Source organism: Achromobacter sp. Bel, assembly GCF_012928505.1.
GTDB lineage: Bacteria > Pseudomonadota > Gammaproteobacteria > Burkholderiales > Burkholderiaceae_B > Achromobacter.
Map to the genome: position 1 here is coordinate 1 of NZ_JABBJN010000019.1, position 25,933 is coordinate 25,933.

Here is a 25,933-nt window from a genome sequence, read left to right on the forward strand (position 1 = left end):
GCCCGTCGCCGCCCGGCACGCGCTGGGGCGGCGGCGGGACGACGCGGCCGGCAGTCTGCGTTTGGCTCTGGGGCTGACTGCCCGCCGGGTTGTCGGCGGGCGCCGTCCTGGCGGGCGCGTCGGGCCGGGCGGGCTTGGGCGCTTTGCCCGGCTTGCCCGATTTTCCGGTCTTTGCGGCTGGCGCAGCGGGCGGCGGATAGACGCCGTACCGGCGCAGCGAATCCTGATAACCCGGCGGATACAGCGATTCGTCGGCGAACGGCTTGGCGCGCGGATTCAGGCCGGCCACCGTCTTGACGTCGCCCCGGCGCATGCGGCCGTCCTGCGTGTAGACGAACCGCTCGATGTTGGATCCCTTCGGAAAATCGAAGGTCATGGCGCTGCGGTCGTCCTGCACCAGCACGGCTGGCCGGTCGCGGCAATTGCCCAGGTCCCACGACAGCACGTCGGACCCTTCGATCGCCAGCACGGTATAGCGGTAATCGCAGTTGCGGCGCTGCGTCTCGATGACGACGACGGTGCGCGGGCCCACGTTTTCGGTACGCGCGACGCGGGCCGAGTCCACGTTGTTCAACGGCACCACGCGTTGATTGCCCGACAGCTTGACCGAGAAATTCTTGCCCTCGCGCCGCAGCGTGCCCAGCCCCCCGTCCTGCAACGGGAACTGGCCGATCTCGGTGCCGAACAAGGCGGCGGTATCGACGCCATAGACCAGTCCGCCCCGGGAATTGGTCTTGACCGCGCACGCGCTCAGCCCCCCCAGCAACAACAGTATGGCCGCAAGGCGGAGGATCAACGAACGGAACAAGAGCGGGTGCATCGACATCATCGTGGTGGCGGGAAACCTCGCGCCAGCGGAGCGCGGTTTCCGTCAAAGCCCTGCAATGTATCGCAAAGTTACAACACAGGGCCAGGCTTGTTTCAATTGCGCCTTGCCGGCGCGGGGCTCAATCAGCGGCGGCTTGCTTGCGTTCCAGCGCGTCCTTGACCAGTTCGCCGGCGCTATGGCGGATGACCGACACGCAACGCGCCACGATGGCGCGCAGCAGCGCCTCGGCGGGCAGGGTGTCAGACGCGGCCACAAAGCCCTCAAGCGACGCCGATACACGGCCGGCCTTCGGGCCCCGGTCCTGCTGCAGGGTCAGCTTGACCGCCTTGCAGCGGTTGTTCACCGCGTTGACGACTTCCAGCAATTGCGCACGGGTCAGGCCCAGTTCGTCCGCGTCCACGAAGCTCGGGTAGACCAGGCGCAGGAATTCCGGGTCCGTCTCGCTCAGGCTGAAAAACATGGTGCCCAGGTCGGGGTGGCGAAACAGCACGTCGCCGTCGTCGTCGATGCGGGCCACCAGGCCCAGTTCTTCTTGAACCACGGTCTGGTACAGGGCGGTCAGCGCGGTGGGATTGGACATGATTCGACTCTCCGTGAGGGTGGATGGCGACGGGAAAATCCGCGCCCTTGCCCTCTGCTACGCCCCCGGCGGGAAAAGGTTCGAAAAATATTCATCGAAAAAAAATCGAACCTTTCCGGCTGCCGCGCATAGCGACAGATACAGGCACCCGCCCCCAACTCAAAAGGAAAGACCATGCAAGGCAAAGAAGCACGCGACGTATTGACCCAGGCCAAGATCCACGGCGCACGCTGGGCCGCCACCGCCGCCCAGCGCGTCAACCGTGGCGACGCCGCAGGCGCGCTGCTGTTCCTGCTGGCCACCACGGTGCTTTCCGTGATCACGGTACGCATCATGGGAGCCAACGCCAGCCTCAGCTTCTACGACCTGCTGCGCCTGCAGAACGGCGGCAACCTCCAGGGCTCGCAAGGCACGGGCGCCGGTATCTACGCGCTGTTGTGGCTGCTGGCCGTGGTCGGCCCGCTGCTGCCGTCCCTGCTGCCCCGCCGCGCGGCCCGCCTGGGCTACTTCCTGCCGATTGCCCTGTGGGGCATCGCACTGGCCGGCATCGTGTCGCAGGTGCGCGAACTGACGAACGCCACGCGTCAATTCGCCGGATTCATGGGCAATTCGCGCGCCAGCCGCAACATGGCCGGCGACATGGTGTCGTCGCTCTGGAGCAGCCTGAGCTTCGGCTTCGGCTTCTACCTGTCGTTGGCGATCGCCGTGGCATTCACCGTGCGCGGTATCGCCGTGCTGCGCCAACGCGCTTGATTTTCCGGCCTTGCGCGGCTAAGGTGCCGCAGCCCTCGCCCCGGAGGGCTGCGGCATTTTCCGCCGATGGGCTGACGTTCCGCGTCCAGTTCGCCCCCCGCCCGAAATCTGAACCATGAACTCGCTCGACCCCAAGCGCTACGTCATCAACAACGTCGACGCGCTGCTCCGCATCCTGCATGCCGATCCGCGCTACGCGCTGGAATTCCGCAACAAGGCCGAACAGCACATCACGCTGAAGCTGCGCAAGAAATTCTTCAACACCTCGCCGGAGGGCGTGGTGGACGCCTTCAATAACGCGCTCATGAAATTCCTGCAAACGCGCACGTTCAAGGACGAAGGCTTCCAGCACGGCCAGCCGGCGGACGGGTGGACTGCCCAGGAACTCGCAGTCAGCAAGCTGGGCGGCTACCTGTATCGGGGCTCGCTGCACGAGCTGATCCAGATGCATCGGCGCACGCGGCACGAAGTGCGATGGGCCGGGCCCGAAGGCGACGGTGGCCAGGACGACAACGTCTTCAGCGACGCCGACGACGTGGGCGACCCCTCCCCCTTCGCCGACCCCGCACACGCATACGAGCACCTGTCGCTCATCAAGCGCATGCGCGAATGCCTGAACAAGCTCAGCGACACCCTGCGCGCCACGATGTTCCTGTATCTGGACGAGGTCCCCATGGAACAGATCGCGCGGCAGCAGGACCTGCATGTGCCTACCGTCAAGAGCCGCCTGCACGCCGCACGCAAGCTCGTGGCCGAATGCACGCGTAAAGGAATGGACTGATCATGTCTGAAGACCGAGTGCTGTCCTATCTGTCGGGCCAGCTCGACGACAACGCCCGCCGCGCCTTCGAAGCCGACATGGCGCGCGACCCCGCGCTGCGGGCCGAGGTCGACGAATGGCGCAATCTGGCCCAGGCGCGCCAGCTGGCCCACAACGACATCGGCCGGGCCGACCGCGATTCCGCATTCCTGCGCGCGCTGGCCGAACGCCCACCCCCCGCGCAGCCCTTGCCGACCCGCGCCCGCCGGCTGTGGCAATGGCTATGGCCCACGCCCGCCAGTCCGCTGATGCCGCTGGGCTGGGCGCTGGCGATCATGCTGTCGGTCATGGTGGTGCAGCAAGCGCCGCTGGATGCGCCCGCGCCCGACGGGGTCCTGACGCGCGGCGGCGGTTCCTGCCCGCGCCTGGTGGTGGACCTGCCCGACGCGCTCACCGCCAAACAGCTGCGCAACACCTTGTCCCAGTACGACGTGTCGATTGTGGATGGTCCCGACGCCGACGGCCGATACGTGCTGAGCGCTGCTCGCGAATCCTCGTTGCAGGATGCCGCCCACGCGCTGGGCGTACTGTCCGCTACCCCCGGCCCGGCCGGCGTTTGCCCCCGTCAATGAAGCTAAGCATGAAGACGAATCCGTTTCCGGTTGCGATGCCTTCGACGATGCCCTCGACGATGCCCTTGACCCGCCGGCGGTTGCTTGCCGCCATGTTGGGCGCGGGCCTGTTGCCGCTGCATGCGGGCGTGACGGCCAACCCGGCCGCGGCTCCGTCGCCCTCCTCGCCCCCCGCAGCCCCGTCGGCCAGGTCAGTCCCAACGGCTCCGCCCGCCCCCACCGCCGCCAAGCGTCGCTACGCGCTGGTCATTGGCAACGCCCGCTACGCGGTGCCCGCCAACGCGCTGGTCAACCCGGTCAACGACGCTCGCCTGATCGCCGAGTCGCTGCGCAAGCGGCAATTCGACGTCACGCTGCTTACCGACCTGACCACCGCACAAATGGAAACCGCCGTCGACGAGTTCGCCACGCGCGCGAAAGACGCAGATCTGGCGCTGGTGTACTTTGCCGGCCATGCCGTGGCCGTGGACGATGTGAACTATCTGTTTGGCGTGGACCTGGCGTTGCCCCTGGGCGAAGTCCGCATCCGCACCGCACAGCAAAGCTCGCTGAGCATCAAGCGCGTGTCGCAGGCGCTGCGCCGGTCCGAGGTGCGCGCCCGGCTGATGGTGCTGGACGCGTGCCGCACGAATCTGACGCGCGGCGCCCCCTCGGCGGGCCTGGTTCACACCGTGCCGGCGGGCGGCGAACTGATCGCGTTTTCGACGCAGCCTGGCGCCACGGCCGAAGACGGCTTTGGCAACGAAGGGCCGCGCCATAGCCCGTACGCGTATTACTTCGCGCAAGGCCTGGACGCCCTGCCCGCGTCCGCCCCGGTCGAGAATTTCTTCAAGCAGCTGACGGGCGATGTGCAAGTCGCCACCGCCTACCGGCAGATTCCGCACTACGCCAGCAGCCTGGTCGGCACGGTCACCTTCACCACACTGGCCGACGGTCAGACGCCCGCCGTGCCGGGCGGCAAGCCCGGTCAAGCCGGCCGCGGTCCCTCGCCCACGCTCGGCCGCGACTTGATCAAGGCGCGCATGAGCGCGTGGGAATTCGAAATCGAACGGGGCGCGAAATACTTGGACGAGCCCAGGCTGGCCTCGCTGCAAGCGCGGGCCAAAGCGGGTGACGTGGTCGCCATGACCACCTTGGGCCTCATCGCCGAAAACGGCGAACACGTGGAGCAGGACTACCAGGTGGCGGCCCGGTGGTATCAGCGCGCTGCCGACCAGGGCTTTGCCCCCGCGCAAACGTACCTGGGCGAACTGACCGGCATGGGCCGGGGCGTGCCCAAGAACTACAACGTGGCCGAACGCCTGTTCCGCGAGGCCGCGGAAGCCGGCCACCGCCGCGCCGCGCTGGACCTGCTGGACGTGCGCGCGCGCATGGGTGAACCGATGAACCCGCAGGAATGGATCAGCGTGCTGCAAGACGCTGCGCTCAACCCCCTGGGCATGCCCGCCCCGGGCATGCCGCAGATACAGGGGCTGCCCGACATGCCCTGGGTGCGCCCGCCGGTCATGCGTGCGCCCGGCCGGCCCTGAACTCGTCGGCGCAACGCACTTCGGCTAGGATGGAGCTCTTGTCCCCGTCAAAGGAAACTGCCATGCCCTTGATGAAGCATCTGGCCTGCGCCGCCGCCCTGGCCTTGTCGCTGCCCTTGGCCGCGCACGCCGAAACCGTCACGCTGCAAGCCGCCAGCGCCACGCCCAGCGCCGACCCGCACACAGGCGCCCGCGTCGTTGACGTGGCCTTGAAGCCCGACAGCCAAAAGGCCCTGGCCGACTTCACGCGCAACCGCGTGGGCAAGCGCATTCAGCTGCGCTCCAATGGCGTGCTGCTGACCTCGGCCACGCTACAAAGCCCGCTGGAAGGCGACAGCTTCCGCATCACCGCCGGCGAACATGGCTTTGGCGGCAAGTCCGCCGAAGAGATCGCCCAAGGCATCATGAAAGACGGCGGGTTGACGGTGGACGACGAAAACGTCGCGAAATAGCGCCCCGCGGCCCTTCCCTCAGGGGGTGATTTCGAACAGGCCGGCCGCGCCCATGCCGCCGCCCACGCACATCGTCACCACCGCATAGCGCACGCCGCGCCGGCGGCCTTCGATCAGCGCGTGCCCCGCCATGCGCGCGCCCGACATCCCGTAGGGATGGCCGATCGAAATGGCGCCGCCATTGACGTTCAGGCGCTCGTCCGGAATGCCAAGTTGATCGCGGCAATACAGCACCTGGCAGGCAAAGGCCTCGTTCAGCTCCCACAGGCCGATATCGTCGACCTTCAAGCCGTGCCGCGCCAACAGGCGCGGCACCGCATGCACCGGCCCGATACCCATTTCTTCGGGGCCGCAGCCGGCGACCGCCATGCCGCGGTACGTGCCCAGCGGCTTCAGGCCCCGCCGACGCGCTTCGGCGGCTTCCATGACCACGCAGGCCGATGCGCCGTCCGAGAGCTGCGACGAATTACCGGCGGTGATGTGCTGGCCAACCTCCAAGCGCTGGCCGCTCTTGAATACGGGTTGCAGCTTCGCCAGGCTGTCCAGCGAGGTATCCGGGCGATTGCCTTCGTCACGCGCCAACGTCACCGACTGGGTCGACGTCAGGCCTGTCGCGCGGTCCGTCACTTGCATCATGGCGGCAAGCGGCACGATCTCTTCGTCGAAACGCCCGGCGGCCTGCGCGGCGGCCGTACGTTGCTGCGAACGCAAGGCATACGCATCCTGCGCGGCGCGGGGAATGCCATAGCGGCTGGCCACGATCTCGGCCGTTTCCAGCATGCTCATGAAGATTTCGGGTTGCTCGCGCATCAGCGCCTCATCGAACCATCGGTGGCGGTTCATCGTGTCGTTTTGCACCAGCGAAATCGACTCCAGGCCGCCGGCCACGACAATATCCATGCCTTCCTGCGTCACTTGCCGCGCGGCCGTGGCAATCGCCATCAGCCCTGACGCGCACTGCCGGTCCAGCGTCATTGCAGCCACCTGCGCGGGCAGGCCGGCGCGCAGCGCCGCCTGGCGCGCCACGTTCATGTGCGTCGTCCCTTGCTGCAAGGCGGCGCCCAGGATCACGTCTTCGACCTCGCCGGGCGCGACGCCCGCACGCGCCACGGCATGCGAAATCGCATGGCCGCCCAGCGTGGGCGCGGTCGTGTCATTGAACGCGCCGCGATAGGCCCGGCCGATCGGCGTGCGGGCGGTTGAAACGATGACGGCTTCTCTCATTGTGGTTTCCTGTGTGTTAGCGATGCCAGACGGTGTGGCTTTGCTCACGTGCGAATTGGGCGACGTAGTACGGCCCCAGACCGCCTTTGCCGGTCATGCCTGAACCCTTCCAGCCGCAGAACGTCTGGACGCCCGGCCACGCGCCCGTGGTCGCGCCGCTGGCCCGGTTCACATACAGGGCGCCCGCCTGCGCGCGGTTCAGGAACCGGTCGATCTCGTCCTGTTCTTCTGCATAGCAGCCGGCGGTCAGGCCGTAGTCCACCGCGTTGCCGTCATCGAGCGCTGCGTCGAAATCGGTGAACGGCAGCACCGAGACGAAGGGCAGGAAGAGTTCCTTGCGGTTCAGCCGGTGGTCGGCGGGCAAGCCGGCCGCGACGGCGGGCCGCACATAGTGGCCGTAGGCCAATTCACCCGCGCTCAGGCGGCGTCCGCCCGCCAATAGCCGGCCGGCCGCCCTGACGTCTTCGCAGGCCGTGCGGTAGCGCCGCCACGCCGCTTCGTCGATCACCGGCCCCATGAAGACGCCGCGTTCACGCGGGTCGCCGACGCTCACGTCTTCAGTGGCGGCGCAGAGCCGGTCCAGGAAGGCGTCGTGGATGCTGGCGTGCGCATACACTTTCGACCCCGCCGAACACTTTTGCCCTTGCAAGCCGAAGGCCGAGCGCACCACGCCTTGCACGGCCGTATCCAGATCGGCGCTGGCCGTGACGTAGGTCGGGTTCTTCCCGCCCATCTCGGCGATGACGGGCCGCGCATGGCGGCCCGCCGCCACCGCCTGCAGCAAATCCATGCCGACCTCAAGGCTGCCCGTGAACGCGTAACCGTCAATGCCGGCGTGCTGCGCCAGCATCGCGCCCGTCTGCGCACCGCCGAACACGCCATTCACGCATCCCGGGGGCACGCCGGCACCGTCGCAGGCGCTCAACAGCAACGCGCCGGTCAACGCGGCGCGGGGCGACGGCTTGTAGACCACGGCATTGCCTGCCAGCAGCGCGGCGCAGACCATGTTCACGGACAACGCCAGCGGGAAATTGAACGGCGCGATCACCGCGAACACGCCGTAGGGACGCAGCACGTCGTGCGTGCTTTCGTTGTCGAAGGCGCGCGCCAGCGGCTGCCGGTAGCCATCGCTGCGTTCAGCCTGATCGCAGTAATAGCGGATCAGGTCCACGGTTTCCTCGGCCTCGCCCAGCGCCTCCAGCCGCGACTTGCCGATCTCGACCATCGTCGCCATGGCGAAGTCGTACTTGCGTTCGGACAGCACCATCGCCAACCGGCGCAGCACGGCAATGCGCGCCGCCCAGCCTTGCGCGGCCCATGCCGGCTGGGCGTGCCGGGCGCAGGCGATCGCCTGGTCGACCGTGTCGGCGCCGGCGCTGGGAAAGCGCCCGATCAGCAGCCAGTGATCGATCGGCGAATAGGATTCTTGCAAGGGTTCGCCCGCCACCACGCGACCCTCGAAGCGATGCCGGTAATCCAACCCCAGCATGCGCGATTCGAAATCGGGCAGCCGCTTGTCCAGCAGATCATGCACGGCCGAGAAGTCCGTGTGGATGTTCGAGTACGTGACGCGAGGCAGGGTGTGGTCGATCACAGTCGCTCCTGGGCGGCGTTCAGGCCGGCGCCGGTGCGCGCAGCAGCGGCTCCAGCGCGCGTCGCAAGGCGGGCGGCAATTCGACGGGCTGGCTGCGGGCGCGGTCAACATACGCGTGGGTGTAGCTGCCCTGCGCGGCCGCGGCCTCGTCTTCGCCGCGGAACAGCGCAAACTCGTAGGTCACGCTGGTGCGGCCCAGGCGGCCCACGCGCAAACCCAGCACGACGCGGTCGGGAAACGACACGGGACGGAAGTACGAGGTCTGGCTGTGCACCACCAGGCCGATCACGTCGCTCTTGTTCAGGTCCAGCACGCCCAGTTCCACCAGCGTCTGGTTGACCGCCGTGTCGAAGTATTCGTTGTAGACCACGTTGTTCATGTGGCCGTAGACGTCGATGTCGCGCAGGCGTGTGGTCATCGGCAGCAGGTGCGGATAGTCGCTTCGGACGTGCGGGGCCGCGCGTGGCGGCTGCGTCGTGGCGGGCGGCTGGGCAGGGGCGTTCATGCCGCCTCCTGCGCGCGCTTCAGGATGCGGGCGACGTGCGCCAGGCCCTCGGGCGGCTCGATCAGGCGGGCCAGGCTGGCGATTTCGTCGAAGTGCGCGGCAATGCTCTCGGGCGTGCGTTCGCCTTCGGGGAAATACACGCCTTCGCTTTCCACGATGGCAAGACGCGCATAGGTCCCCGCGCCCGCCAGCAGCGCCGTGCGGCTGGGCGCGCCCTCGGCCACCAGGAACAGGGCGGCCGGCGTCACATAGGCCGGATCCAGCGCCCGTAGCGCGTCCGCGTCGAACATCTCGGCCGTCATGCGGGTCGCGGCGGTGGGCACCAGCGCATTGACGTGGATGCCATGCTTCTGGCCTTCCAGGTGCAGCACGTTCATCAGGCCGACTACACCTGCTTTCGCGGCACCATAGTTCGACTGGCCGAAATTGCCGTACATGCCCGACGTGGAGGTGGTCATCAGGATCCGGCCGTAGCGCTGCTCACGCATGATCGGCCAGACGGCGCGCGCGCAATTTGCCGAGCCCAGCAGATGCACGTCGATGACCGCGTTGAAATCGTCGGCGCTCATCTTGGCGAAGGTCTTGTCGCGCAGGATGCCGGCGTTGTTGATCAGGATATCGACGCGGCCCCAGGCATCCATCGCCCGCGCCACCATGGCGTCCACGGCGGCGCTGTCGCAGACGTTGCCGCCGTCGGCGATGGCCTGGCCGCCCGCGGCCAGGATCTCGTCAGCCACGGTCTGCGCCGCGCCTCCGAAGTCGTTGACCACCACGCGGCAGCCGCGCGCGGCCAGCTGCAGTGCATGGCTGCGACCCAGCCCCTGGCCGGCGCCGGTCACGATGGCGACGCGTTCATCGAAACGAATGCTCATGGGGTTCATCCTTGAAGAATGGTCATGGTGATCCAGTCGGCCACCAGCGCGGGACGCGCGGCGCCCTCGATCTCGACGGTGACGGCATACCGGGTGGTGAACTCACGCGCGTTGCGCGGCGTGAACTCGCTCAGCACGAATCGGCCGCGCACCCGCGCGCCGACCGGCACTGGCGTCAGGAAGCGAACCTTATCGAAACCGTAATTGATGCCGATGGCGCCATCGAAGACGGGCAACACCTTCTGGCTCAACGCGGTCAGCAACGACAGCGACAGGAAGCCATGCGCGATGGGCCCGCCGAAAGCGCTTTCGCGCGCGGCGCGGGCCGGGTCCACATGGATGAACTGGTGGTCACCCGTGGCATCTGCGAACAAGTCCACTTGCGCCTGCGAAATGGTCACCCATTCCGACACGCCGATTTCCTGCGACACCTGGTCGGCCAGGGCTTGGGGAGTGAAAGGGGCTTGAACAAGGTCTGTAGTCATGGGCAGCCGAATATCCAGGAGGGAGCGCGTCGCAGACCGCCACCATGGCGCTTCAGAACGCTAAAACATACCGAGTAGTATAAACTTCGATTTTCTGATTTGTACAGCCGGTCGGATCGTCCTGCGAAGGCGCGTAAACCTGCCCGCCACGCAGTGTGCTGACTGGCAATTGGCTAAACTGGCGCTTTGCCGCAACGCATGGATGGAGAAAGGCGCATGAATGGGGAACCTACGGTGACGGCTGCACGCGATGACGGCATGGGCAATATCGAACTGCTGACCGCGGCGGCCGAGTGCTTCATGGAGCAAGGGTTCCACGCGTCCAGCATCGACGACGTGGCGCGCCGGCTGGGAGCCACCAAGGGCCGCGTCTATCACTATTACCGATCCAAGACCGACCTCTTCTTCGACGTGCATCGCGAAGGCATGCGTCGCAATTTCGAAGCCGTGCGCCCGGTGATGAAGGAAAAAGGCACCGCCGCGCACCGGCTGGCGCTGATGCTCAAGCACCATGCCCTGTCGATGATGGAGAATCTGGCGTTCGAGACGGTCGTCGTACAAGGCGTGCACATGCACCGCCTGGGCGCCACCACCCCCGCCCAGCGTCAGACCCTGGCCGAACTCATGACCATCCGCGACGACTTCGAAGCGCTGTTCAAGCGTGTGGCCTACGAAGGCGTGGAAGACGGCTCGCTGGCCATCGACGACGTCTCCGTCGCGGTCAAGGCGGCGCTGGGCGCCATCAATTGGCTGGCCGTCTGGTACCGGCCGCGCCTGGGCGAAACGCGCGACGACCGAGAGATCCTGGCCAACAAGGTCGTCCACACCATCATCGCCGGCCTGGGCGCCCGCGCCTGAGGGCGCGGCCCCGCCCCGTCCCGGGGCGAGCCGCCTGCCCCCTCACGCCAGCCGTTCGCGGCGCAGCCGTATCCCCGCCGCCTCCCGGTCCCACGTGCCTTGCGCCAGCCCCTCGCTGCGCAACACGTGCTTTTGCAGCTTGCCGCTGGCGGTCTTCGGCAGCTCCTCGACCACCCGCACATAGCGCGGCACCATGTAGTGCGGCACGCGCTCCGCCAGCCACCCGATCAACGCGCCAGGCTCCACCTGCGCCCCCTCCACGGCCGTCACCACCGCCAGCACCTCGTCCTCTCCGTGCTCGCTGGGCACCGCCACTGCCACGGCCTCGCGCACGGCAGGATGCGCGCAGATCTCGCCCTCCAGCTCGAACGACGAGATGTTCTCGCCCCGCCGGCGGATCACGTCCTTCAAGCGGTCCACGAAGAAGAAGGTGCCCGCCGCGTCACGCCGGAACGCATCCCCAGTGTGGAACCAGCCGTTGCGCATCGACGCGGCGGTCGCTTCGGGATTGCGGTAGTAACCGGTAAACAGCGCCCACGGCCGATGCGACCGGATCAGCAGCTCACCCACCTGGCCGTCCGGCACCGCCCGGTCCTGCGCGTCGCCCACCCGCAGCTCGAACCATGGCCGCGGCTTGCCGCAGCGCCCCGCTTCGGTCAGCCCCGGGCCGGCGCTCAAGGGGCTGGCGATCTCGGTCATGTTGTAGACCGTGTAAAGATCCACGCCGAAACGCGCCTGGAACGCCGGGGAGTCTTCCCCGAACGGCACGATGAACGCCTTCTTCAGGGTGTGCTCGCGGTCCCGCGGTGACGGCGGCTGTTTGAGCAGGAAGTTGGCCATGACGCCCAGCAACAGCACCACCGTGCTTTCGGTATCGCGGATCGCGTCCCAGAACTCGGCCGTGCGAAACTCCGGCACCATGGCGATCGATCCCCCATAGGCCAGCATCGCGTACACGTACAGCGTGCTGCCGCAATGGAAGATGGGGCCCGCGATCATGCACCGGTCTTCCGGCGTGATGCAATCAAAGGCGTCCGGCCCCATGGTGTAGAGCTGCACATAGGACGTGACGACACCCTTGGACAGCCCCGTGGTCCCGGACGTGTACATGATGGATTGCATGTCCCAGGGTTCGATCGGCGCCTCGGTCGCCAGCAGATCCGCCGCAGGCTCCCCCGCCCCATCCACCAGCGCCGCGAACGACACGCCGCGCGGCACAGCGGGCGGCGCCTCGCCCTCGCCCGTCAGCAGCACGCGGGTCAGCGCGCCAGGCGACAGCGCCTGCAAGCGCTCGACCAGCCCCCGATGCGCCAGCATCAGAGAAGCCTGGGCGTTCTCCAGCACGTGCTCCAGCGGCCGGCCGCGCAGTGCGGTGTTCAACGGCACATACACCGCACCCAGGTAATTGATGGCAAACCAGCTGGTCAGCAGCTCCGGCCCGTTGCCCATCCAGCACAGCACCCGGTCCCCCTGCTTGACGCCTTCGCGGCGCAGCGTGGCCGCGCGCTGGCGGACCTGGGCCAGGGTCTGCGCATAAGTCCATGTTGGACCGCCATGGAAGCGGACAAAGATTCTGTCCGGTATCTTTTTTGCCTGATCTTCCAACAAATAGCGCAGCACGCACGCCTGGCGATCGGGAACGGCCGCCCGAGCCTCGTCGTTCATCAACTGTCTCCTCATTTTGTTGTTTCGCCTATTTTTCATGACTTTTCCGCGGCCATCCAGGCTTGGAGAATGCGGACTTACCCGCACCATCCCGGGCAACCGCCTTGCGGCGTCTTGCGACTTTCAACATACTTGGTAGTATATCCACGAAATAAACCCGAAGGACAGTGAATGAGCATGGTTTCAATCGAGCGGGACAAGGACGTGGCCGTCGTGCGTTACGACCGGGGCGGCAAGGCGAACGCGCTGAATCTGGCGGCGATGGACGCACTGATCGACGCCGCGGGCGAACTGGCGCGGGATGACCACATCCGCGCCATCGTGCTGACAGGCGCGCCCGCCATCTTCAGCGCGGGCATTGACCTGAAAGACCCCGCGCTCTGGAGCCATGGAGATCCGCTGGTCACGCAACGCGCGCTGGCTCGCGGCGAAGCGATGTGCCGCGCCTGGAGCGAGCTGCCTCAAGTTACCGTCGCCGCCATCGAAGGCGCCGCCGTGGGAGGGGGCGCCGTGTTGGCCCTGGCTTGCGATTGGCGCGTCCTGGGCGCCGACGCGTTCCTGCGTCTGCCTGAAGTCCGTTTGGGCTTGCCTCTTGCCTGGGGCGGCCTGCCGCGCCTGGCAGGCCTGGTCGGCCCCGCCCGCGCCAAACGGGCGCTGTTCACCGACCTGCGGCTGGATGCGACCACCGCCGAAGCCTGGGGCCTGGCCGACCGAGTCGCCCCTGCCGGCGACGTGCTGCGCGCCGCCAAGGAGCTGGCTCGAGAAGCCGCCGCCTGCCCCACGCTGGCACTGCGTCTGACCAAACGCGCCATCGACGCCCAATTCGACGCGAGCCGCCACGCGCATGCTCAGACCGATCAGTTCCTGTTGTGCCACCTGCTGTCACCCGCCGCTGCGGGGTAGTTCCAAGGTCCGTTCCAACGTTCCATTCCGCAGTGCTATTCCGCTGTTCCGTTCCGCGTTTTAGACCCGTCTCAGAGCGGGCGCCCATCCTGGAGGAAAGACATGAAACCATTGCTTAGCGCCCTGCTCGTCGCCGGCGCCTTCGCGTTGCCGGTCGCGCATGCGCAGTCGGACAAACCCATCCGCATCGGCGTCCTGACCGACCTGTCCGGCATGAACGCCGACCTCTCGGGCCAAGGCTCGGTCGAAGCCGCCCGCATGGCGGTCGAAGACTTCGGGTCCACCGTGCTGGGCCGCAAGATCGAAATCATCGCCGGCGATCACCAAAACAAGGCCGACATCGGGTCCGCCACCGCACGCCGCTGGATCGACCAGGACAACGTCAAGGCCATCGTCGACGTGCCGACCTCGTCAGTCGCGCTGGCCGTGCAGGAAATCACGCGCACGTCCAACATCGCGTTCCTGGCGTCTACCGCCGGCACCTCGGACCTGACGGGCAAAGCGTGCTCGGCCTCGACGGCCCAATGGACCTACGACACCTACGCGCTGGCCAACGGCACCGGCCGCGCGCTGACGGAATCCGGCATCAAGAAGTGGTATTTCCTGACCGCCGACTACGCGTTCGGGCACGCCTTGCAGGCCGACACGGAAAACGCGGTCAAACAGGCGGGCGGCCAGACGCTGGGCGCGGTCAAACATCCGCGCGCCTCGAACGACTTTTCCTCGTTCCTGCTACAGGCCCAGGCTTCCAAGGCCGAGATCGTGGCGCTGGCCAATTCCTCCGGCGACACCACCATGGCCATCAAGCAGGCCAATGAATTCGGCCTGATCAAAGGCGGCCAGAAACTGGCAGGCCTGCTCATGTTCATCACCGACGTCGACGGCGTGGGCCTGGAGCAGGCGCAAGGCCTGGTGCTGACCACCGGCTTTTACTGGGACATGGACGAGCGCACGCGCGACTGGGCCAAGCGCTACGCGGACCGCATGAAAGGGCGCGTGCCGACGATGGCGCAGGCCGGCGTCTACTCGTCCGTGCTGACCTTCCTGAAAGGGGTGAAGGAAAGCCACTCACTGGAGGGCGACGCCGTCATGAAGCAAATCCGCGGCATGAAGATCGACGACATGTTCGCCCGCAACGCCTACCTGCGCGAAGACGGCCGCTTGGTGCACGATATGTACCTGGTCGAAGTGAAGAAGCCTTCGGAATCCAAGGCGCGCTGGGACTACTACAAGATCCTGCGCACCATCCCGGGCGACAACGCGTTCCGCCCGCTGAACCAGGGCGGCTGCCCGCTGGTCGCGGCCAAGTAAGCCAGGCCGTTCCGCCTTGCCCGAATCCTGACGCAGGCCGGCGCCGTGAACGCGGCGCCGGCTTGTTGCATCCGCCTCCCAGCCACCCTGCTCCGCCCGATCATTCGGACCGCTTCCCCATCGCGTTCAGCAAATTGTCATTAACCTTTCATTTGGGACTTCTAGCATTGCTCGTCCGATCAAGACGCAGCCCTCGCCCCAGGAATCCCAATGAGCAAATCCATCTCCGACAAGACCGTCCGCAATCCCGGCCTGAACACGCCGTTCAGTGAAATCCTGGAAAAGAACCTGTCGCGCCGCACGATGATGCGCGGCGGCCTGGCCGCTGCGTTCGCCACAATGACGAGCCTGGGCCTGGCTGGCTGTAACAGCAGCGATGACGATGACGACGCCGTGGACGGCGGTCCGAACCCGAACCCCAATCCCGAAGTCCCCGGCACCGAGCCGCCGGCTCCGGTCAAGCTGGGCTTTGACTCCCTGCCCACCTCAATGACCGACGGCTGCGTGGTGCCCAACGGTTACATCGCCCACGTATTCGCGCCCTGGGGCACGCCGCTCAACGACAACGCCATGCCGTGGGACCAGAACGGCAACAACAGCTCGAACGACCTGCTCAATTCGATGGGCATGCATCACGACGGCATGCACTTCTTCCCGATCGAAGGCAGCTCCACCGAAGGCTTGCTGGCGGTCAACCACGAATACATCGACGAGCGCGCCCTGCACCCGAACGGCCCCACGAGCGTCGCCGGCAAGCGCCCCGCCGAAGAAGTGCGCAAGGAAATCAACGCCCACGGCGTCGCTATCGTCCACGTGCGTCGTGAAAACGGCCGCTGGAACATCGTCAACAACTCGCGCTACAACCGCCGCTTCACGTCAGCCACCGCCATGAAGCTGGCCGGCCCGGTCGGCGGCACGGACTGGGTCAAGACCCCGTTTTCACCCAACGGCACGCAAGTGCGCGGCACCAACAACAATTGCGGCAACGGGTTCACACCCTGGGGCACCTACATCACCGCCGAAGAGAACTGGGCGGCCTGCTTCGTGAACACCGGCACGCGCCCGGCGCATCAGCGCCGCGTCGGCGTGTCCGCGGGTCCCGCCGCCCGCTACCAGTGGGAAACCGCCGCGAACGACCCCTCGGAAGTCCTCGGTGAATTCGCGCGCTTCAACGTCACGGAAACCGGCGCCAGCGCCACGCAGGACTGGCGCAATGAAGTCAACGGCTTCGGCTACCTGGTCGAGATCGACCCCTACGACCCCACCAGCATCGCCACGAAACGCACGGCTTTGGGCCGCTTCGCCCATGAAGGCTGCGCCTACAGCAAGCCCGAAGCCGGCAAGCCGCTGGCCTTCTACAGCGGCGACGATTCGCGTTTCGAGTACATCTACCGTTTCGTATCCGAAGCCGTGTGGGACCCGAAGGACGCCGAACGCACCGACCGCCTGGCCGTCGGCGCCAAGTACCTGGATAAAGGCACGCTGTATGTCGCCCGCTTCAACGCGGACGGCACCGGCGAATGGCTGGCGCTGACCGGCGCCACCCCCGGCACGGGTGGCCGCACGCTGGCCGATGAATTCGGCAGTCTGGACGCCATCCTGATCAACACGCGCGGCGCGGCCGACTTCGTGGGCGCCACGCCCATGGACCGCCCCGAGTGGACCGCCACGCACCCCACCAACGGCGACATCTACCTGACGCTGACCAACAACAGCAGCCGCAACGCCGCTACCGGCACCAACCCGCCGAATCCGCGCCTGAACAACGTCAACGGCCACATCATCCGCTGGCACGACGAAGCGGGCTCCGCCAAGTTCGAGTGGGACATCTTCGTCTTCGGCTCGGACGCCGGCGCCGACGCCGACACCAACCGCTCGGGCCTGACCGCGCTGAACCAGCTGGCCAGCCCCGACGGCCTGGGCTTCGACGCCCGCGGCATCTTGTGGATCCAGACCGACAACGGCATCGACGGCGGCCGCAACAATAACGTCGCCCGCGCCACCAACGACCAAATGCTGGCCGTGATCCCCGGTTCGCTTGCCGACAGCACCGGCACCGGCCCGGCCATCAACGCGTCCAACCAGGCCGACCTGCGCCGCTTCTTCGTCGGCCCCAACGAAGCCGAAATCACCGGCTTCGCCATCACGCCGGACTACACCAGCCTGTTCCTGAACATCCAGCATCCCGTGAACTGGCCGTCGTACGGCACGGACGACGCCACCGTCGCCTCCACGGGCACGGTGCGCCCGCGTTCATCGACCGTGGTGATCCAGCGTGCGGACGGGGGACCGATCGGGGTGTGATCAGCGCACCGCGAACCAGTCGCCGAACAGGCTGCCGTTCATGCCGCAAAACGGCGGACCGAAGCCGGCGTCTTTGACACCGGCGGGCGGGACTTCGCGGACCACCAGCACAGCGCCGCGGCGCGTCAGGGTAAGCACCCAGGGCGCGCCGTCCTGATAGGTGACGCTCAGGGTGTCACCCGAGACGACCGCGTTGCCGCTCAAATCGCAGACCCAGCTGCCGCTATAAGGCCGAGAGGAATTGGCCGCCACGAACAGCTTGCCCTCGGCGGTTTGCGTGATCTCGATTTCACCTTCGATGTTTTTCCACTTGCCGATAAAACCAGCCGGCGGCTGCGGATTGATGGCCTTCAGGAAACGCAGACGGTAATCCATGCTGGTGCCGATCTCTTTGAACGGCGTGCTTCCCACGTGGGGCTCGGCATAGATCTTGTCGCGCACGCTCAGGAAATAACGCTGATCGGCGGTCAGCGATTTGGCTGCCTCGGCGTCAAGCTTGCCACGCACCGCGTTGTATTGCTGTGCGATGGCCGCATCCTGGGCGGCCAGCACGGCGTTGCCGCAAAGGGATTTTTCGACCGGCGTGGAAGCTTTGGCGCAGTTGAATGAGGGCGCAGCCGCCGCCGCGCTGCCCGCGGTGGCCAACGAGGCTGCAAGGACCAGATGACGGATCACGGCGTGAAGTTCTCTAGAGGGTGTGGACGGTCGACTGCTTACTTCCCGCGGCCGATCGACAGCGGCACGCCCCAGATCGGATCCTCCATGCCCTCTTTGCCCAACGGCGTGATCTGCATGGGTTGCAAGGTGGACAGCAGTTGCCGATGCGCATCGGTCAAATCGCGCTGCGCGATGAGCTTCTGGGTGAACTCCATCGGCGCCGGGCGCGTGTAGACGGTGAAGTCCTCAAGCGGGCACTCGATCTTCTTCGGATCGACCGCGCGGCAACCCGACTGCTTGTACTGGTAGCTGGGCGTCTTCATGTGCACGCGTTGACTCAGCACGAACTGGCCGCCCCTGAGCGTAAAGCTGGCCAGCGCCCGGTTCGGCGCAAGGCGCGACTGCACCTTGATCGCGGGAATGTCCCGCGAATCCGTCTGCTCGTAATAGCCGGCGCGGGAACCCTGCGTGGTCTCGGTGTACTGCTCTTCGCCCCAGCTGACGCAGGCCCCCGTCCCCCGATGCACCGCCGTGCAGACCGTGCGCGTCTTCAACTGGGTGCCGGTGGTGCCTTCGTGCCAGTTGGTCTCTTTGTAGTACTCGCGATAGAGCTCCGGCGACAGATACACGGTGCCATTGGCGCCCCGCCCCGAGCCTGCCGGACCGCTGCGCGCGCCCACCTGGTCCAGCAAGGCATTCAGCTTGTAATCGTCGCCGCCCGTCAGCAGGTATTTGCCCGGCGGCAAGATATGCACTTCAAACGCCTTGAACAAATAGGTGGCGTCCTTGTCGCGTTGCAGCGCATTGTTCTGGAACTTGCGGCCAAAGGTGATGTTCTGCATTTTTTCATGCGTAAAGATCACATTGCCGGTCCATTTCATCATGGACTCCGCATCGTTCAGCGTGGCATGCGGCATCACGTCGGCCACCAGCACCACCGCCATGTCCGCCTTCAGCGCCTTGTCGATCAAGTCCAGCAGCTGGGCATATCGCGGGTCGTCCATGGTGCCTTCGCCGTGTGAATCCGGCACGGTCACGCATCCCGATAAAGCCAGGGCAAGCGTCAGGGCGGAAAGGGCGACTCGCGGTTGGGCCAGCGTCATGGGATCGGTCCTTGAATGGGGCGGAATCGGATACGTGATCGCGCATCCTACTGACTTGAAAGGAGGCTGCAACCATCGGGTGGCGGACTGAAACATGGCCCGGCCGGCCATGACGCGCACCGCTTGGCATGCCCCACTCGCCTGCGCGAAGGGATGCCTGGCTGGGATCAAGCCGTGGCGCGGGCTGCGACCATGCCAGGGGGCACGGAAGACGCCATGCGAGCGCTGACAACCCATCGCGAGGGGCGTAATTTATTGTTGCGAGTGTTTCGCACGCCCCGGCGATATCGGTCCACGGAGGGCCCACCGCGCACCCGCACCGCTCCTGCTTTTCCCCTCACATCCGTTCACCCGGCAATCGACTGGCCTGCCTGACCCAATCGCTGAATTGCGCCTCGTCCAGCACATCGTCCTCGCGAATATCCAGATAGCGGGTGTCCTGGCTCTTGGACGCCCCCGGCGGCATGGGCTGCAACGACTGCCCGCGGAAAAAGGCGACTTTGACGTACTTGGTGAAGCAATGCAGGCTCAAGAACCAGCCCTCGCCTTTCAAACCATAGAACGGCGAATTCCATTTCACGGCTTTGTGCACGTTGGGAACCGCCTGGACGATCAGCGCGTCGACCCGGCGGCCCAGCTCCTGCTTCCAGCCGGGCATCGCCGCGATATAGGCTTGCACGGGACCCTCGCCTTCGCCTTTGGGGATTTGCGGATTGCCGCCAGACAGCAGGACGGGTTTGCCGTCAGCGCTATCGTCCGGCTTCGCGGCGGACGGCTTCACGGCCGTTTTCGGCTTGGTGGTAACGGCATTCTCGCGGGCAGCGGTCTTGCTGGCGGACGTCTTTCCGGCCATGGAATGGCTCCGTTAAGGGGAAGCTCGACAGTAAACCGAGTCCCCCCGGCCGCCAAGCCCCCTTGGCCGCGAGCCTCCTCCCCCCCGGCGCTGCGCCACGCGCCCACAAGCGGACCCCGTTTGGGCAATTCAAATACCCGGACGCAGTCCGAAGCGTCGTTCCAGTTCTGAGACCGCGCTCGCATCATCCAGTGCGGTTTCCACCACCTCGTTGTCCCGAACCACCTTCAGCGCATTGCCCACCAGGATGCTGCGGCCCGATTCGTCGTGCAGCACCACCACGCGCTTCTGCACGAAGATCGCGTCCGGGTGGGTCGAGTTCAGGTAGTTCGCCGGCACGAAGTCGATCCAGTCCTGCGGCGACAGGTCAAACGCGTACTGATTCAGCCATTGCCCGCCGGAGCGCGCCTTCAGGACGAATTCCTCGCCCGCCGGCCGGCTCAGCATGAAGGCGTCCATATCCTGATGCACTTCGGCCTCCAGTTCCGCCAGGTTCATTGGCGCGCGTATCCCATAGCTGCCAAAACCCAGATCGCACAGCCAGTCGGCGCCGCTTACGCGGACCACTAGCGCCATATGGGTCTTGGGTCGCTTGACGGGGTAGAACATCGGGCGGGCTGCCACAAAGCGGTAGGCAATGCCCAGCGCCTCGAGCGCCATGGCGAACAGGCCGTTTACCTCATAGCAATAACCGCCACGGCGGCGCTCGACGATTTTCTCCACAATGGCTTCAGGCACCAGCGATACGACGCGTCCCGCCTGAACGTCCAGGTTCTCGAAGGGCACCGTGAACAACTGGCGGCGCATCAGCGCGGCCACCGTGGCGATGTCGGGGCGGGTGCCGCCGTCGTGGCCGATGCGTTCAAGGTAGCGGGCCAGGTTGAAATTATCTGCGTGCATGGAATGCGCCTTCCGGTTTCGGGCTGATAGGGGAAACTGGATAGTGCCCGCAACAGTGCGCCTGGACGGCGACAGGCCGGCCCTCGGTTAAGCTGTACAGATCGTGTTTTCTTCTATCTGTCATGCAGCACAGTTATGCGCTACTCGCTTCGCGGCTGAAAGCCGCCATTCGTGCCTCGGAATACCCGGTGGGCGAACGCCTGCCTTCCGTCCGCGCCTTGGCCGTCACGCATGGCGTCAGCGTTTCCACCGCCACCCGCTGCTACCGGCAATTGGAACGCGAGGGCTATGCGCAAGCGCGCTACAAATCGGGCATGTATGTGGCGGATTGGAAGGCCTTGCACCCGGCCCGCCGCAGCACGCCCGCAGCGGCCGCCGCGGCCCCCGCCCCGACTCGCCTGGAATTTGACCAGTTGGCGTCTCTGCAGCACCGCATGACGCAGTTGTATGCGCTGACGGCGCAACCACTGCCCTTGGCACTGCACCTGGCCAGCGCCGCGCCGCAATGGTATCCCTGCGATGCCCTGGCGCGGATCGCGCAGCGGCAGTTGCGGCAGGATCCACTGGCCCTGGGCGCCTATCCCTCCGGCACCGGGCTGCCGGCATTCAAGGCCGAACTGATCGCCCACCTGGCGACCTGCGGCATCGACGCCGAGCCCGAAGACGTGTTGATCACCAATGGAGCCACCGAGGCCATGCAGATCGCGTTGCGGTCCGTGGCCAAGCCGGGCGACACCATTGCCGTGGAGTCCCCGGTGTACTTCGGGCTGCTGCAAACCATCGAGAACCTGGGGTTGCGCGCGCTGGAAGTACCCTGCGTGCCGGGCCAGGGAATGAGCCTGGAGGCACTGGAATACGCGTTGGAACATCATGGCGGCGTGCGGGCGGTAGTGGCCATGCCGTCGTTCCAGAACCCGCTGGGCGATTGCATGCCGGAGGCCGCCAAGCAGCGCCTCTTGAAGATCGTGCGGCGCCATGACCTTACCCTGATTGAAGACGATGTCTTCGGCGACTTGGGACACAAGACCGACCGTCCACCCGCCGTAAAGGCCTGGGACCGCGATGGCCGGGTGATTTACTGCGGCTCGTGCAGCAAGAGCATCGCGCCCGCGTTCCGCCTGGGCTGGGTGCTGGGCGGCCAGCGGCATCGCCAACTGGAATCGCTGAAGATCAGCAGTTCTTTAGCCGCGCCGTTGCTGGAACAGCAAGTGCTTGCCGACTACATGAAATCCGGCAAGCTGCCCGCGCATCTGCGCAAGCTACGCGCGCGCTTGGCGTCGGTCGTGCCGCTGGCCAGGGACTGCGTGCGCCAGCACTTCCCGGCAGGCACGCGCGTGCGGGGGCCCGACGGCGGATGGTGGCTGTGGCTGGAACTCCCCGACCAGACGGATACGTTGACGCTCTTGCGCACGGCGGTACAGCACGGCATCGCCTACACACCAGGCACGCTTTTCTCCGCATCGGGAAAATTCGGCCACTGCTTGCGGTTGAACATCGCCCGGCCCTGGAGCACCGCGATGGCCGATGGCCTGCGGGCCTTGGGTGCCGCCGCAGCCAACACGCAAAAAAGCCGGCCCGCTCGCGCGATACCGGCTTTCAGCTAAAAGTGTCGGGAAACACTTTCAAAAATTCGACCACATCAAGTGGTCGGGGCGAGAGGATTCGAACCTCCGACTCCTGCGTCCCGAACGCAGTACTCTACCAGGCTGAGCTACGCCCCGAGTCTTAATAGTCTTACTACTTACTATCCAGGCATTTCTGCCTACCTGCTTGCTCGGCTACGCTCAGTGCAACCAAACATCTTGCTGCTTTTTCACTATCAATTTTTCACTATCAACAGCGACCGCTATTAGAACCTAAATTCAGTTTTTTTGAAAATCGGGTTTTTCAACCTTGCTTTTCAATCTTGCTTTTCAATTCCCCGAATCAGGTTTCCGCGCTAGCGATCTCTATTCACCGCGAAAGCGCAGAATTCTAGCAGAGAATTAAGGAAAGGGGAAACGGGGTAGGCGGACAGGGCTTCGCGGGCCCGATCGGCCTCGGCCACGGCGGCCTGGCGGGCGTGTTCCAGCGCGTCGGTAGCCTGGATAGCGGCGGCCACGGCGGCGAAGTCGGCGTCGCCCGTCTTGATGGCGTCGCGGATCAGTTGTTGCTGTTCAGGCGTGCCCACTTCCATCACGCGGATCAGCGGCAGCGTCGGCTTGCCTTCGCGCAGGTCGTCGCCCACGTTCTTGCCCAGGGCCGCGGCGTCGCCGCTGTAGTCCAGCACGTCGTCGACCAGTTGGAAGGCCGTGCCGACATGGCGGCCGTAGGCAGCCGCGGCGGCTTCCTGCTCGGGCGTCGCGCCCGCCAGCACGGCGCCGACTTGGGCGGCGGCTTCGAACAGCTTGGCGGTCTTGTAGCGCACCACTTGCAGGTAGCGCTCTTGCGAGACGTCCGGATCGTGTACGTTCAAGAGCTGCAGCACCTCGCCTTCGGCGATCACCGTGGTGGCTTGGGACAGGATGCTCATGATGCGCATCGAGTCGGCCTCGACCATCATCTCGAACGAGCGGGAATACAGGTAATCGCCCACCAGCACGCTGGCGGCGTTGCCGAACACGGCGTTGGCGGTGTCGCGGCCGCGGCGCAGGTCGGACTCGTCCACCACGTCGTCATGCAGCAAAGTGGCCGTGTGGATGAATTCCACGACGGCGGCCAGCAACTGGTGATGCGTTCCTTCGTATCCCAGGGCGCGCGCCACCATCAGCACCATGGCCGGGCGCATGCGCTTGCCGCCCGCCCCAATGATGTAGTCGCCGATCGTGCGGATCAGCACCACATCGGAATTCAGCCGATCGCGGATGACCGCGTCGACAGCCTTCATATCGTCAGCAATGGGGGCAATAAGCGCGGGGAGGTTCAAGACGTATCCGACAAGTGAAACGAGCCGCGTGGGGGCTCTTACCGCTGGGCCCGCCAGGTGCGGCGGGGGATTCGACCAGCGATTATACGGGGTGTTACGGGGGGGCCGGCAGGCGCGTCCACCCCGCGTGCGCGCCTGCCCCGCGCCCTCCCCGATCCTGTTACAGGCCGCGCCCGGCCAGATTGGCGTACAGCGCGCGCACCCCGAAGGTCCACGGCGCGATCTGGGTGCTTAGCTGCACCTCGTTGACCAATGCGCCGATGCGCTCGGACGCAATCACCACGCGGTCGCCCAGCTTGTGGGTGAACCCCGTGCCCGGCCCCTTGCGGTCCTGGCTGGGCGAGAACATCGTGCCCAGGAACAGCATGAAGCCGTCCGGATACTGGTGGTGCGCGCCGCAGGCCTGGCGCACCAGGTCCAGCGGGTCGCGGCTGATTTCCCGCATGTGGCTCACGCCGCTCAACGCAAAGCCATCCGCGCCATCGATGCGCAGCGACACGTCGGCCTGGCGGACGCTGTCCATATCGAAGCCGCCGTCGAACAGGCGGATGAAGGGGCCGATGGCGCACGATCCGTTATTGTCCTTGGCCTTGGTCAGCAGCAGCGCGCTGCGGCCTTCGATGTCGCGCAGGTTGACGTCGTTGCCCAAGGTGGCGCCCACGACCTCGCCCCGGCTGTCCACCGCCAGCACGATTTCGGGTTCCGGATTGTTCCACTCGGATTCGGGCAGCACGCCGATCGGCGCGCCAAAGCCCACCGACGCCATCGCCGGGGCCTTGGAGAAAATCTCGGCGTCGGGGCCGATGCCCACTTCCAGGTACTGCGACCATTGCCCGCGCTCGGTAAGCTCGGCCTTCAGCTTGGCGGCCTGGGCGGAACCGGGGCGCAAGCGCGACAGGTCCGAGCCGATCAGCGCCTGCATCCGCACGCGGATCTCGTCGGCGCGGCTGGCGTCGCCGCCGGCCTCTTCTTCGATCATGCGCTCCAGCAGGCTGATGGCGAACGTGACGCCGGCCGCCTTGACGGGTTGCAGGTCGCACGGCGCCAATAAGTGCGGCCCGCCACCGCCTTGCAACGTGGCCGCCATCAACGCCCGCACGTCGCCCAGCGATTCCCCGGCCGCGTTTCGCGCGACCGCGACGCGGTCGGCGCGGTCCAACAGGTCGGCCACGGTGGGCGCGACGGCGGTGATGTCGACGACTTCACCGTTGCGCACCACCACGACGCTGGGGCCATTCACGGGCGCCGGACGCCACACCCGCCCCACAAGCAGGGCTTCTGACAGATCGGACGGCAGCGTGTCTTGCTGGTTCATATTGTCTCCTCGCGTTATGCCTGCCGCGTCGCCGCGCGTTGCCTGCGACCCGGCCTTCCATTGATGGAGGACGAGTCTAGGGGAATGGCCTTATCATGTCCAACATTCTGATTTTGATTCCAATAGGTTGGAAATTAAGCATCCATGGCCACCGACTACGACGTTCCCGCCATCCGGCGCACACACGACATCCTGCGGGTGCTGGCCGGCCGCCGCACGCCGGTCAAAGCCGCGGAACTGGCCCAGGCCTGCCAACTGGCCAAAAGCACGCTTTACCTGCTGCTGGACTGCCTGGAGCAGCGCCGCTGGATCGAACGCAAGGACGGCGGCTATATCGTCGGCATCGAATTGATGACGCTGGGCGCCGCCTATCTGCGCCACGATGGCCTGATAGCCGCCTTCCAAGCGGCTGCCGACGAGTTTGTCGCCCGCTGCAACGAGGTCGTGCAGTTGGCGGTGCTGGAGGGATTCGACGTGGTCTACCTGGCCCGCGAAGACGCTCGCCGCCCCGTGCGGCTGGTGTCGGAACCGGGCATGCGGCTGCCGGCGCACGCGTGCGCGCTGGGCAAATCGCTGCTGGCCAGCCTGACCCCGATTGAGCTGGCCGCCCACGTGCCGGCGGCACTGCCGCGCGTCACCGGCCGCACACTGGCCACCCACGACGCGCTCTACCGCGAGCTGGACCAGGTGCGCCAGACGGGGCTGGGTCAAGACCGCGAGGAATTGGCGACGGGCCTGGTCTGCTATGCCGCCTATGTCGGCGTGACGCCGCTGGGCAAGCGGGTGGCGGTCAGCACGTCGATTCCCACCGACAGGCTCGACGACGCCCACCGGCGCAGCGTGATAGCAGGCATCCGCCAGGTGGCGCGCGACATCGCGCTGCGGGTGATTCCCCCACTTTGAAGCCTGGGCGCCACACCTAAGCCCTTAGCCTGCAACGGCTT

The 25,933-nt window shown here is 66.2% G+C and carries 25 protein-coding genes and 1 tRNA gene; 11 read left to right on the forward strand and 15 right to left on the reverse strand.

What is annotated here, in order from left to right; translation table 11 throughout:
• Both HG262_RS13690 and HG262_RS13695 read right to left on the reverse strand, forming a co-directional pair.
• Positions 1–820: hypothetical protein (locus tag HG262_RS13690; protein WP_248293354.1), on the reverse strand; the 820-nt coding region annotated here is incomplete at its 3' end.
• Between the two features lie 127 nt (positions 821–947).
• Positions 948–1,409 carry a hypothetical protein gene (locus tag HG262_RS13695; RefSeq protein ID WP_169271548.1) on the reverse strand — a complete coding sequence of 154 codons (462 nt, stop codon included), beginning with the start codon at positions 1,407–1,409 and terminating at the stop codon, positions 948–950.
• Between the two features lie 174 nt (positions 1,410–1,583).
• On the opposite strand from HG262_RS13695, the gene HG262_RS13700 reads away from it, so the two are divergent.
• The 5 genes from HG262_RS13700 (at position 1,584) to HG262_RS13720 (ending at position 5,535) form a co-directional block, all read left to right on the forward strand.
• Positions 1,584–2,162 (forward strand): hypothetical protein, encoded by a 579-nt coding sequence (locus HG262_RS13700; RefSeq protein ID WP_169271549.1) that lies wholly within the window; start codon positions 1,584–1,586, stop codon positions 2,160–2,162.
• Between the two features lie 115 nt (positions 2,163–2,277).
• A complete protein-coding gene (locus HG262_RS13705) occupies positions 2,278–2,943 on the forward strand; it encodes a sigma factor-like helix-turn-helix DNA-binding protein (protein ID WP_169271550.1) in 666 nt (221 codons plus the stop codon).
• A 2-nt stretch (positions 2,944–2,945) separates the two neighbouring features.
• Positions 2,946–3,554 carry a hypothetical protein gene (locus tag HG262_RS13710; protein WP_169271551.1) on the forward strand — a complete coding sequence of 203 codons (609 nt, stop codon included), beginning with the start codon at positions 2,946–2,948 and terminating at the stop codon, positions 3,552–3,554.
• 8 nt (positions 3,555–3,562) lie between these two features.
• Entirely contained in the window at positions 3,563–5,083 is a 1,521-nt protein-coding gene (locus tag HG262_RS13715; protein ID WP_169271552.1) for a caspase family protein, read from the forward strand.
• A gap of 62 nt (positions 5,084–5,145) precedes the next feature.
• Entirely contained in the window at positions 5,146–5,535 is a 390-nt protein-coding gene (locus HG262_RS13720) for a hypothetical protein (protein ID WP_169271553.1), read from the forward strand.
• 18 nt (positions 5,536–5,553) lie between these two features.
• Here the strand turns inward: HG262_RS13720 and HG262_RS13725 are convergent, their stop codons facing one another.
• The 5 genes from HG262_RS13725 to HG262_RS13745 are packed head-to-tail and all read right to left on the reverse strand — an operon-like array spanning position 5,554 to position 10,215.
• On the reverse strand, positions 5,554–6,759 hold the full coding sequence (locus HG262_RS13725; RefSeq protein ID WP_169271554.1) for an acetyl-CoA C-acyltransferase: 1,206 nt from the start codon (positions 6,757–6,759) through the stop codon (positions 5,554–5,556).
• Between the two features lie 16 nt (positions 6,760–6,775).
• Positions 6,776–8,353 carry an aldehyde dehydrogenase family protein gene (locus HG262_RS13730; RefSeq protein WP_169271555.1) on the reverse strand — a complete coding sequence of 526 codons (1,578 nt, stop codon included), beginning with the start codon at positions 8,351–8,353 and terminating at the stop codon, positions 6,776–6,778.
• A gap of 19 nt (positions 8,354–8,372) precedes the next feature.
• Positions 8,373–8,858 carry a thioesterase family protein gene (locus tag HG262_RS13735; protein ID WP_169271556.1) on the reverse strand — a complete coding sequence of 162 codons (486 nt, stop codon included), beginning with the start codon at positions 8,856–8,858 and terminating at the stop codon, positions 8,373–8,375.
• On the reverse strand, positions 8,855–9,730 hold the full coding sequence (locus HG262_RS13740; RefSeq protein WP_169271557.1) for an SDR family NAD(P)-dependent oxidoreductase: 876 nt from the start codon (positions 9,728–9,730) through the stop codon (positions 8,855–8,857). The genes HG262_RS13735 and HG262_RS13740 overlap by 4 nt, the downstream gene beginning before the upstream one ends.
• A 5-nt stretch (positions 9,731–9,735) precedes the next feature.
• Complete coding sequence (locus HG262_RS13745; protein ID WP_169271558.1) at positions 9,736–10,215, reverse strand: MaoC family dehydratase; 480 nt, start codon at positions 10,213–10,215, stop codon at positions 9,736–9,738.
• Positions 10,216–10,431: 216 nt separating this feature from the next.
• Here HG262_RS13745 and HG262_RS13750 point away from each other — a divergent pair, with 216 nt between their 5' ends.
• Positions 10,432–11,073 carry a TetR/AcrR family transcriptional regulator gene (locus tag HG262_RS13750; RefSeq protein ID WP_006225908.1) on the forward strand — a complete coding sequence of 214 codons (642 nt, stop codon included), beginning with the start codon at positions 10,432–10,434 and terminating at the stop codon, positions 11,071–11,073.
• Between the two features lie 42 nt (positions 11,074–11,115).
• Here HG262_RS13750 and HG262_RS13755 read toward each other — a convergent pair whose 3' ends face one another.
• Complete coding sequence (locus HG262_RS13755) at positions 11,116–12,738, reverse strand: AMP-binding protein (RefSeq protein WP_169271559.1); 1,623 nt, start codon at positions 12,736–12,738, stop codon at positions 11,116–11,118.
• 171 nt (positions 12,739–12,909) lie between these two features.
• Here HG262_RS13755 and HG262_RS13760 point away from each other — a divergent pair, with 171 nt between their 5' ends.
• The 3 genes from HG262_RS13760 to HG262_RS13770 all read left to right on the forward strand — a co-directional run bounded on the left by HG262_RS13760 (position 12,910) and on the right by HG262_RS13770 (position 17,256).
• Positions 12,910–13,641, forward strand: a complete 732-nt coding sequence (locus HG262_RS13760) for an enoyl-CoA hydratase/isomerase family protein (protein WP_169271560.1) — start codon at positions 12,910–12,912, stop codon at positions 13,639–13,641.
• Between the two features lie 102 nt (positions 13,642–13,743).
• On the forward strand, positions 13,744–14,952 hold the full coding sequence (locus HG262_RS13765; RefSeq protein WP_169271561.1) for an ABC transporter substrate-binding protein: 1,209 nt from the start codon (positions 13,744–13,746) through the stop codon (positions 14,950–14,952).
• 210 nt (positions 14,953–15,162) lie between these two features.
• Positions 15,163–17,256 (forward strand): PhoX family phosphatase, encoded by a 2,094-nt coding sequence (locus HG262_RS13770; protein WP_169271562.1) that lies wholly within the window; start codon positions 15,163–15,165, stop codon positions 17,254–17,256.
• Here HG262_RS13770 and HG262_RS13775 read toward each other — a convergent pair whose 3' ends face one another.
• The 4 genes from HG262_RS13775 to HG262_RS13790 all read right to left on the reverse strand — a co-directional run bounded on the left by HG262_RS13775 (position 17,257) and on the right by HG262_RS13790 (position 20,769).
• Positions 17,257–17,931, reverse strand: a complete 675-nt coding sequence (locus tag HG262_RS13775; RefSeq protein ID WP_169271563.1) for a lysozyme inhibitor LprI family protein — start codon at positions 17,929–17,931, stop codon at positions 17,257–17,259. It lies immediately after the preceding gene.
• A 38-nt stretch (positions 17,932–17,969) separates the two neighbouring features.
• The gene (locus HG262_RS13780; protein ID WP_169271564.1) at positions 17,970–19,016 is read right to left on the reverse strand and encodes a hypothetical protein; all 1,047 of its coding nucleotides are present in this window, start codon (positions 19,014–19,016) and stop codon (positions 17,970–17,972) included.
• 337 nt (positions 19,017–19,353) lie between these two features.
• Positions 19,354–19,869, reverse strand: a complete 516-nt coding sequence (locus HG262_RS13785; RefSeq protein ID WP_169271565.1) for a DUF1801 domain-containing protein — start codon at positions 19,867–19,869, stop codon at positions 19,354–19,356.
• Positions 19,870–19,998: 129 nt separating this feature from the next.
• Positions 19,999–20,769 carry an arylamine N-acetyltransferase gene (locus tag HG262_RS13790; protein WP_169271566.1) on the reverse strand — a complete coding sequence of 257 codons (771 nt, stop codon included), beginning with the start codon at positions 20,767–20,769 and terminating at the stop codon, positions 19,999–20,001.
• 122 nt (positions 20,770–20,891) lie between these two features.
• Here HG262_RS13790 and HG262_RS13795 point away from each other — a divergent pair, with 122 nt between their 5' ends.
• Positions 20,892–22,373: a PLP-dependent aminotransferase family protein gene (locus tag HG262_RS13795; protein WP_169271567.1), complete on the forward strand. Its 1,482-nt coding sequence runs from the start codon at positions 20,892–20,894 to the stop codon at positions 22,371–22,373.
• Between the two features lie 40 nt (positions 22,374–22,413).
• Here HG262_RS13795 and HG262_RS13800 read toward each other — a convergent pair.
• The 3 genes from HG262_RS13800 to HG262_RS13810 form a co-directional block, all read right to left on the reverse strand.
• A tRNA-Pro gene (locus HG262_RS13800) sits at positions 22,414–22,490 on the reverse strand.
• Between the two features lie 218 nt (positions 22,491–22,708).
• A complete protein-coding gene (gene ispB / locus HG262_RS13805; RefSeq protein ID WP_169271568.1) occupies positions 22,709–23,674 on the reverse strand; it encodes an octaprenyl diphosphate synthase in 966 nt (321 codons plus the stop codon).
• Positions 23,675–23,834: 160 nt separating this feature from the next.
• Positions 23,835–24,989, reverse strand: coding sequence for a fumarylacetoacetate hydrolase family protein (locus HG262_RS13810; RefSeq protein WP_169271569.1), 1,155 nt, complete (start codon positions 24,987–24,989; stop codon positions 23,835–23,837).
• Positions 24,990–25,133: 144 nt separating this feature from the next.
• On the opposite strand from HG262_RS13810, the gene HG262_RS13815 reads away from it, so the two are divergent.
• The gene (locus HG262_RS13815; RefSeq protein ID WP_169271570.1) at positions 25,134–25,892 is read left to right on the forward strand and encodes an IclR family transcriptional regulator; all 759 of its coding nucleotides are present in this window, start codon (positions 25,134–25,136) and stop codon (positions 25,890–25,892) included.
• Positions 25,893–25,933: the final 41 nt, after the last annotated feature.

Bases quoted from the DNA above. Each gene is read 5' to 3' on its own strand.
- HG262_RS13695 (WP_169271548.1), bottom strand. From the start codon at position 1,409: ATGTCCAATCCCACCGCGCTGACCGCCCTGTACCAGACCGTGGTTCAA.
- HG262_RS13700 (WP_169271549.1), top strand. From the start codon at position 1,584: ATGCAAGGCAAAGAAGCACGCGACGTATTGACCCAGGCCAAGATCCAC.
- HG262_RS13705 (WP_169271550.1), top strand. From the start codon at position 2,278: ATGAACTCGCTCGACCCCAAGCGCTACGTCATCAACAACGTCGACGCG.
- HG262_RS13710 (WP_169271551.1), top strand. From the start codon at position 2,946: ATGTCTGAAGACCGAGTGCTGTCCTATCTGTCGGGCCAGCTCGACGAC.
- HG262_RS13715 (WP_169271552.1), top strand. From the start codon at position 3,563: ATGAAGACGAATCCGTTTCCGGTTGCGATGCCTTCGACGATGCCCTCG.
- HG262_RS13720 (WP_169271553.1), top strand. From the start codon at position 5,146: ATGCCCTTGATGAAGCATCTGGCCTGCGCCGCCGCCCTGGCCTTGTCG.
- HG262_RS13725 (WP_169271554.1), bottom strand. From the start codon at position 6,759: ATGAGAGAAGCCGTCATCGTTTCAACCGCCCGCACGCCGATCGGCCGG.
- HG262_RS13735 (WP_169271556.1), bottom strand. From the start codon at position 8,858: ATGAACGCCCCTGCCCAGCCGCCCGCCACGACGCAGCCGCCACGCGCG.
- HG262_RS13740 (WP_169271557.1), bottom strand. From the start codon at position 9,730: ATGAGCATTCGTTTCGATGAACGCGTCGCCATCGTGACCGGCGCCGGC.
- HG262_RS13745 (WP_169271558.1), bottom strand. From the start codon at position 10,215: ATGACTACAGACCTTGTTCAAGCCCCTTTCACTCCCCAAGCCCTGGCC.
- HG262_RS13750 (WP_006225908.1), top strand. From the start codon at position 10,432: ATGAATGGGGAACCTACGGTGACGGCTGCACGCGATGACGGCATGGGC.
- HG262_RS13755 (WP_169271559.1), bottom strand. From the start codon at position 12,738: ATGAACGACGAGGCTCGGGCGGCCGTTCCCGATCGCCAGGCGTGCGTG.
- HG262_RS13760 (WP_169271560.1), top strand. From the start codon at position 12,910: ATGAGCATGGTTTCAATCGAGCGGGACAAGGACGTGGCCGTCGTGCGT.
- HG262_RS13765 (WP_169271561.1), top strand. From the start codon at position 13,744: ATGAAACCATTGCTTAGCGCCCTGCTCGTCGCCGGCGCCTTCGCGTTG.
- HG262_RS13770 (WP_169271562.1), top strand. From the start codon at position 15,163: ATGAGCAAATCCATCTCCGACAAGACCGTCCGCAATCCCGGCCTGAAC.
- HG262_RS13780 (WP_169271564.1), bottom strand. From the start codon at position 19,016: ATGACGCTGGCCCAACCGCGAGTCGCCCTTTCCGCCCTGACGCTTGCC.
- HG262_RS13785 (WP_169271565.1), bottom strand. From the start codon at position 19,869: ATGGCCGGAAAGACGTCCGCCAGCAAGACCGCTGCCCGCGAGAATGCC.
- HG262_RS13790 (WP_169271566.1), bottom strand. From the start codon at position 20,769: ATGCACGCAGATAATTTCAACCTGGCCCGCTACCTTGAACGCATCGGC.
- HG262_RS13795 (WP_169271567.1), top strand. From the start codon at position 20,892: ATGCAGCACAGTTATGCGCTACTCGCTTCGCGGCTGAAAGCCGCCATT.
- HG262_RS13810 (WP_169271569.1), bottom strand. From the start codon at position 24,989: ATGAACCAGCAAGACACGCTGCCGTCCGATCTGTCAGAAGCCCTGCTT.
- HG262_RS13815 (WP_169271570.1), top strand. From the start codon at position 25,134: ATGGCCACCGACTACGACGTTCCCGCCATCCGGCGCACACACGACATC.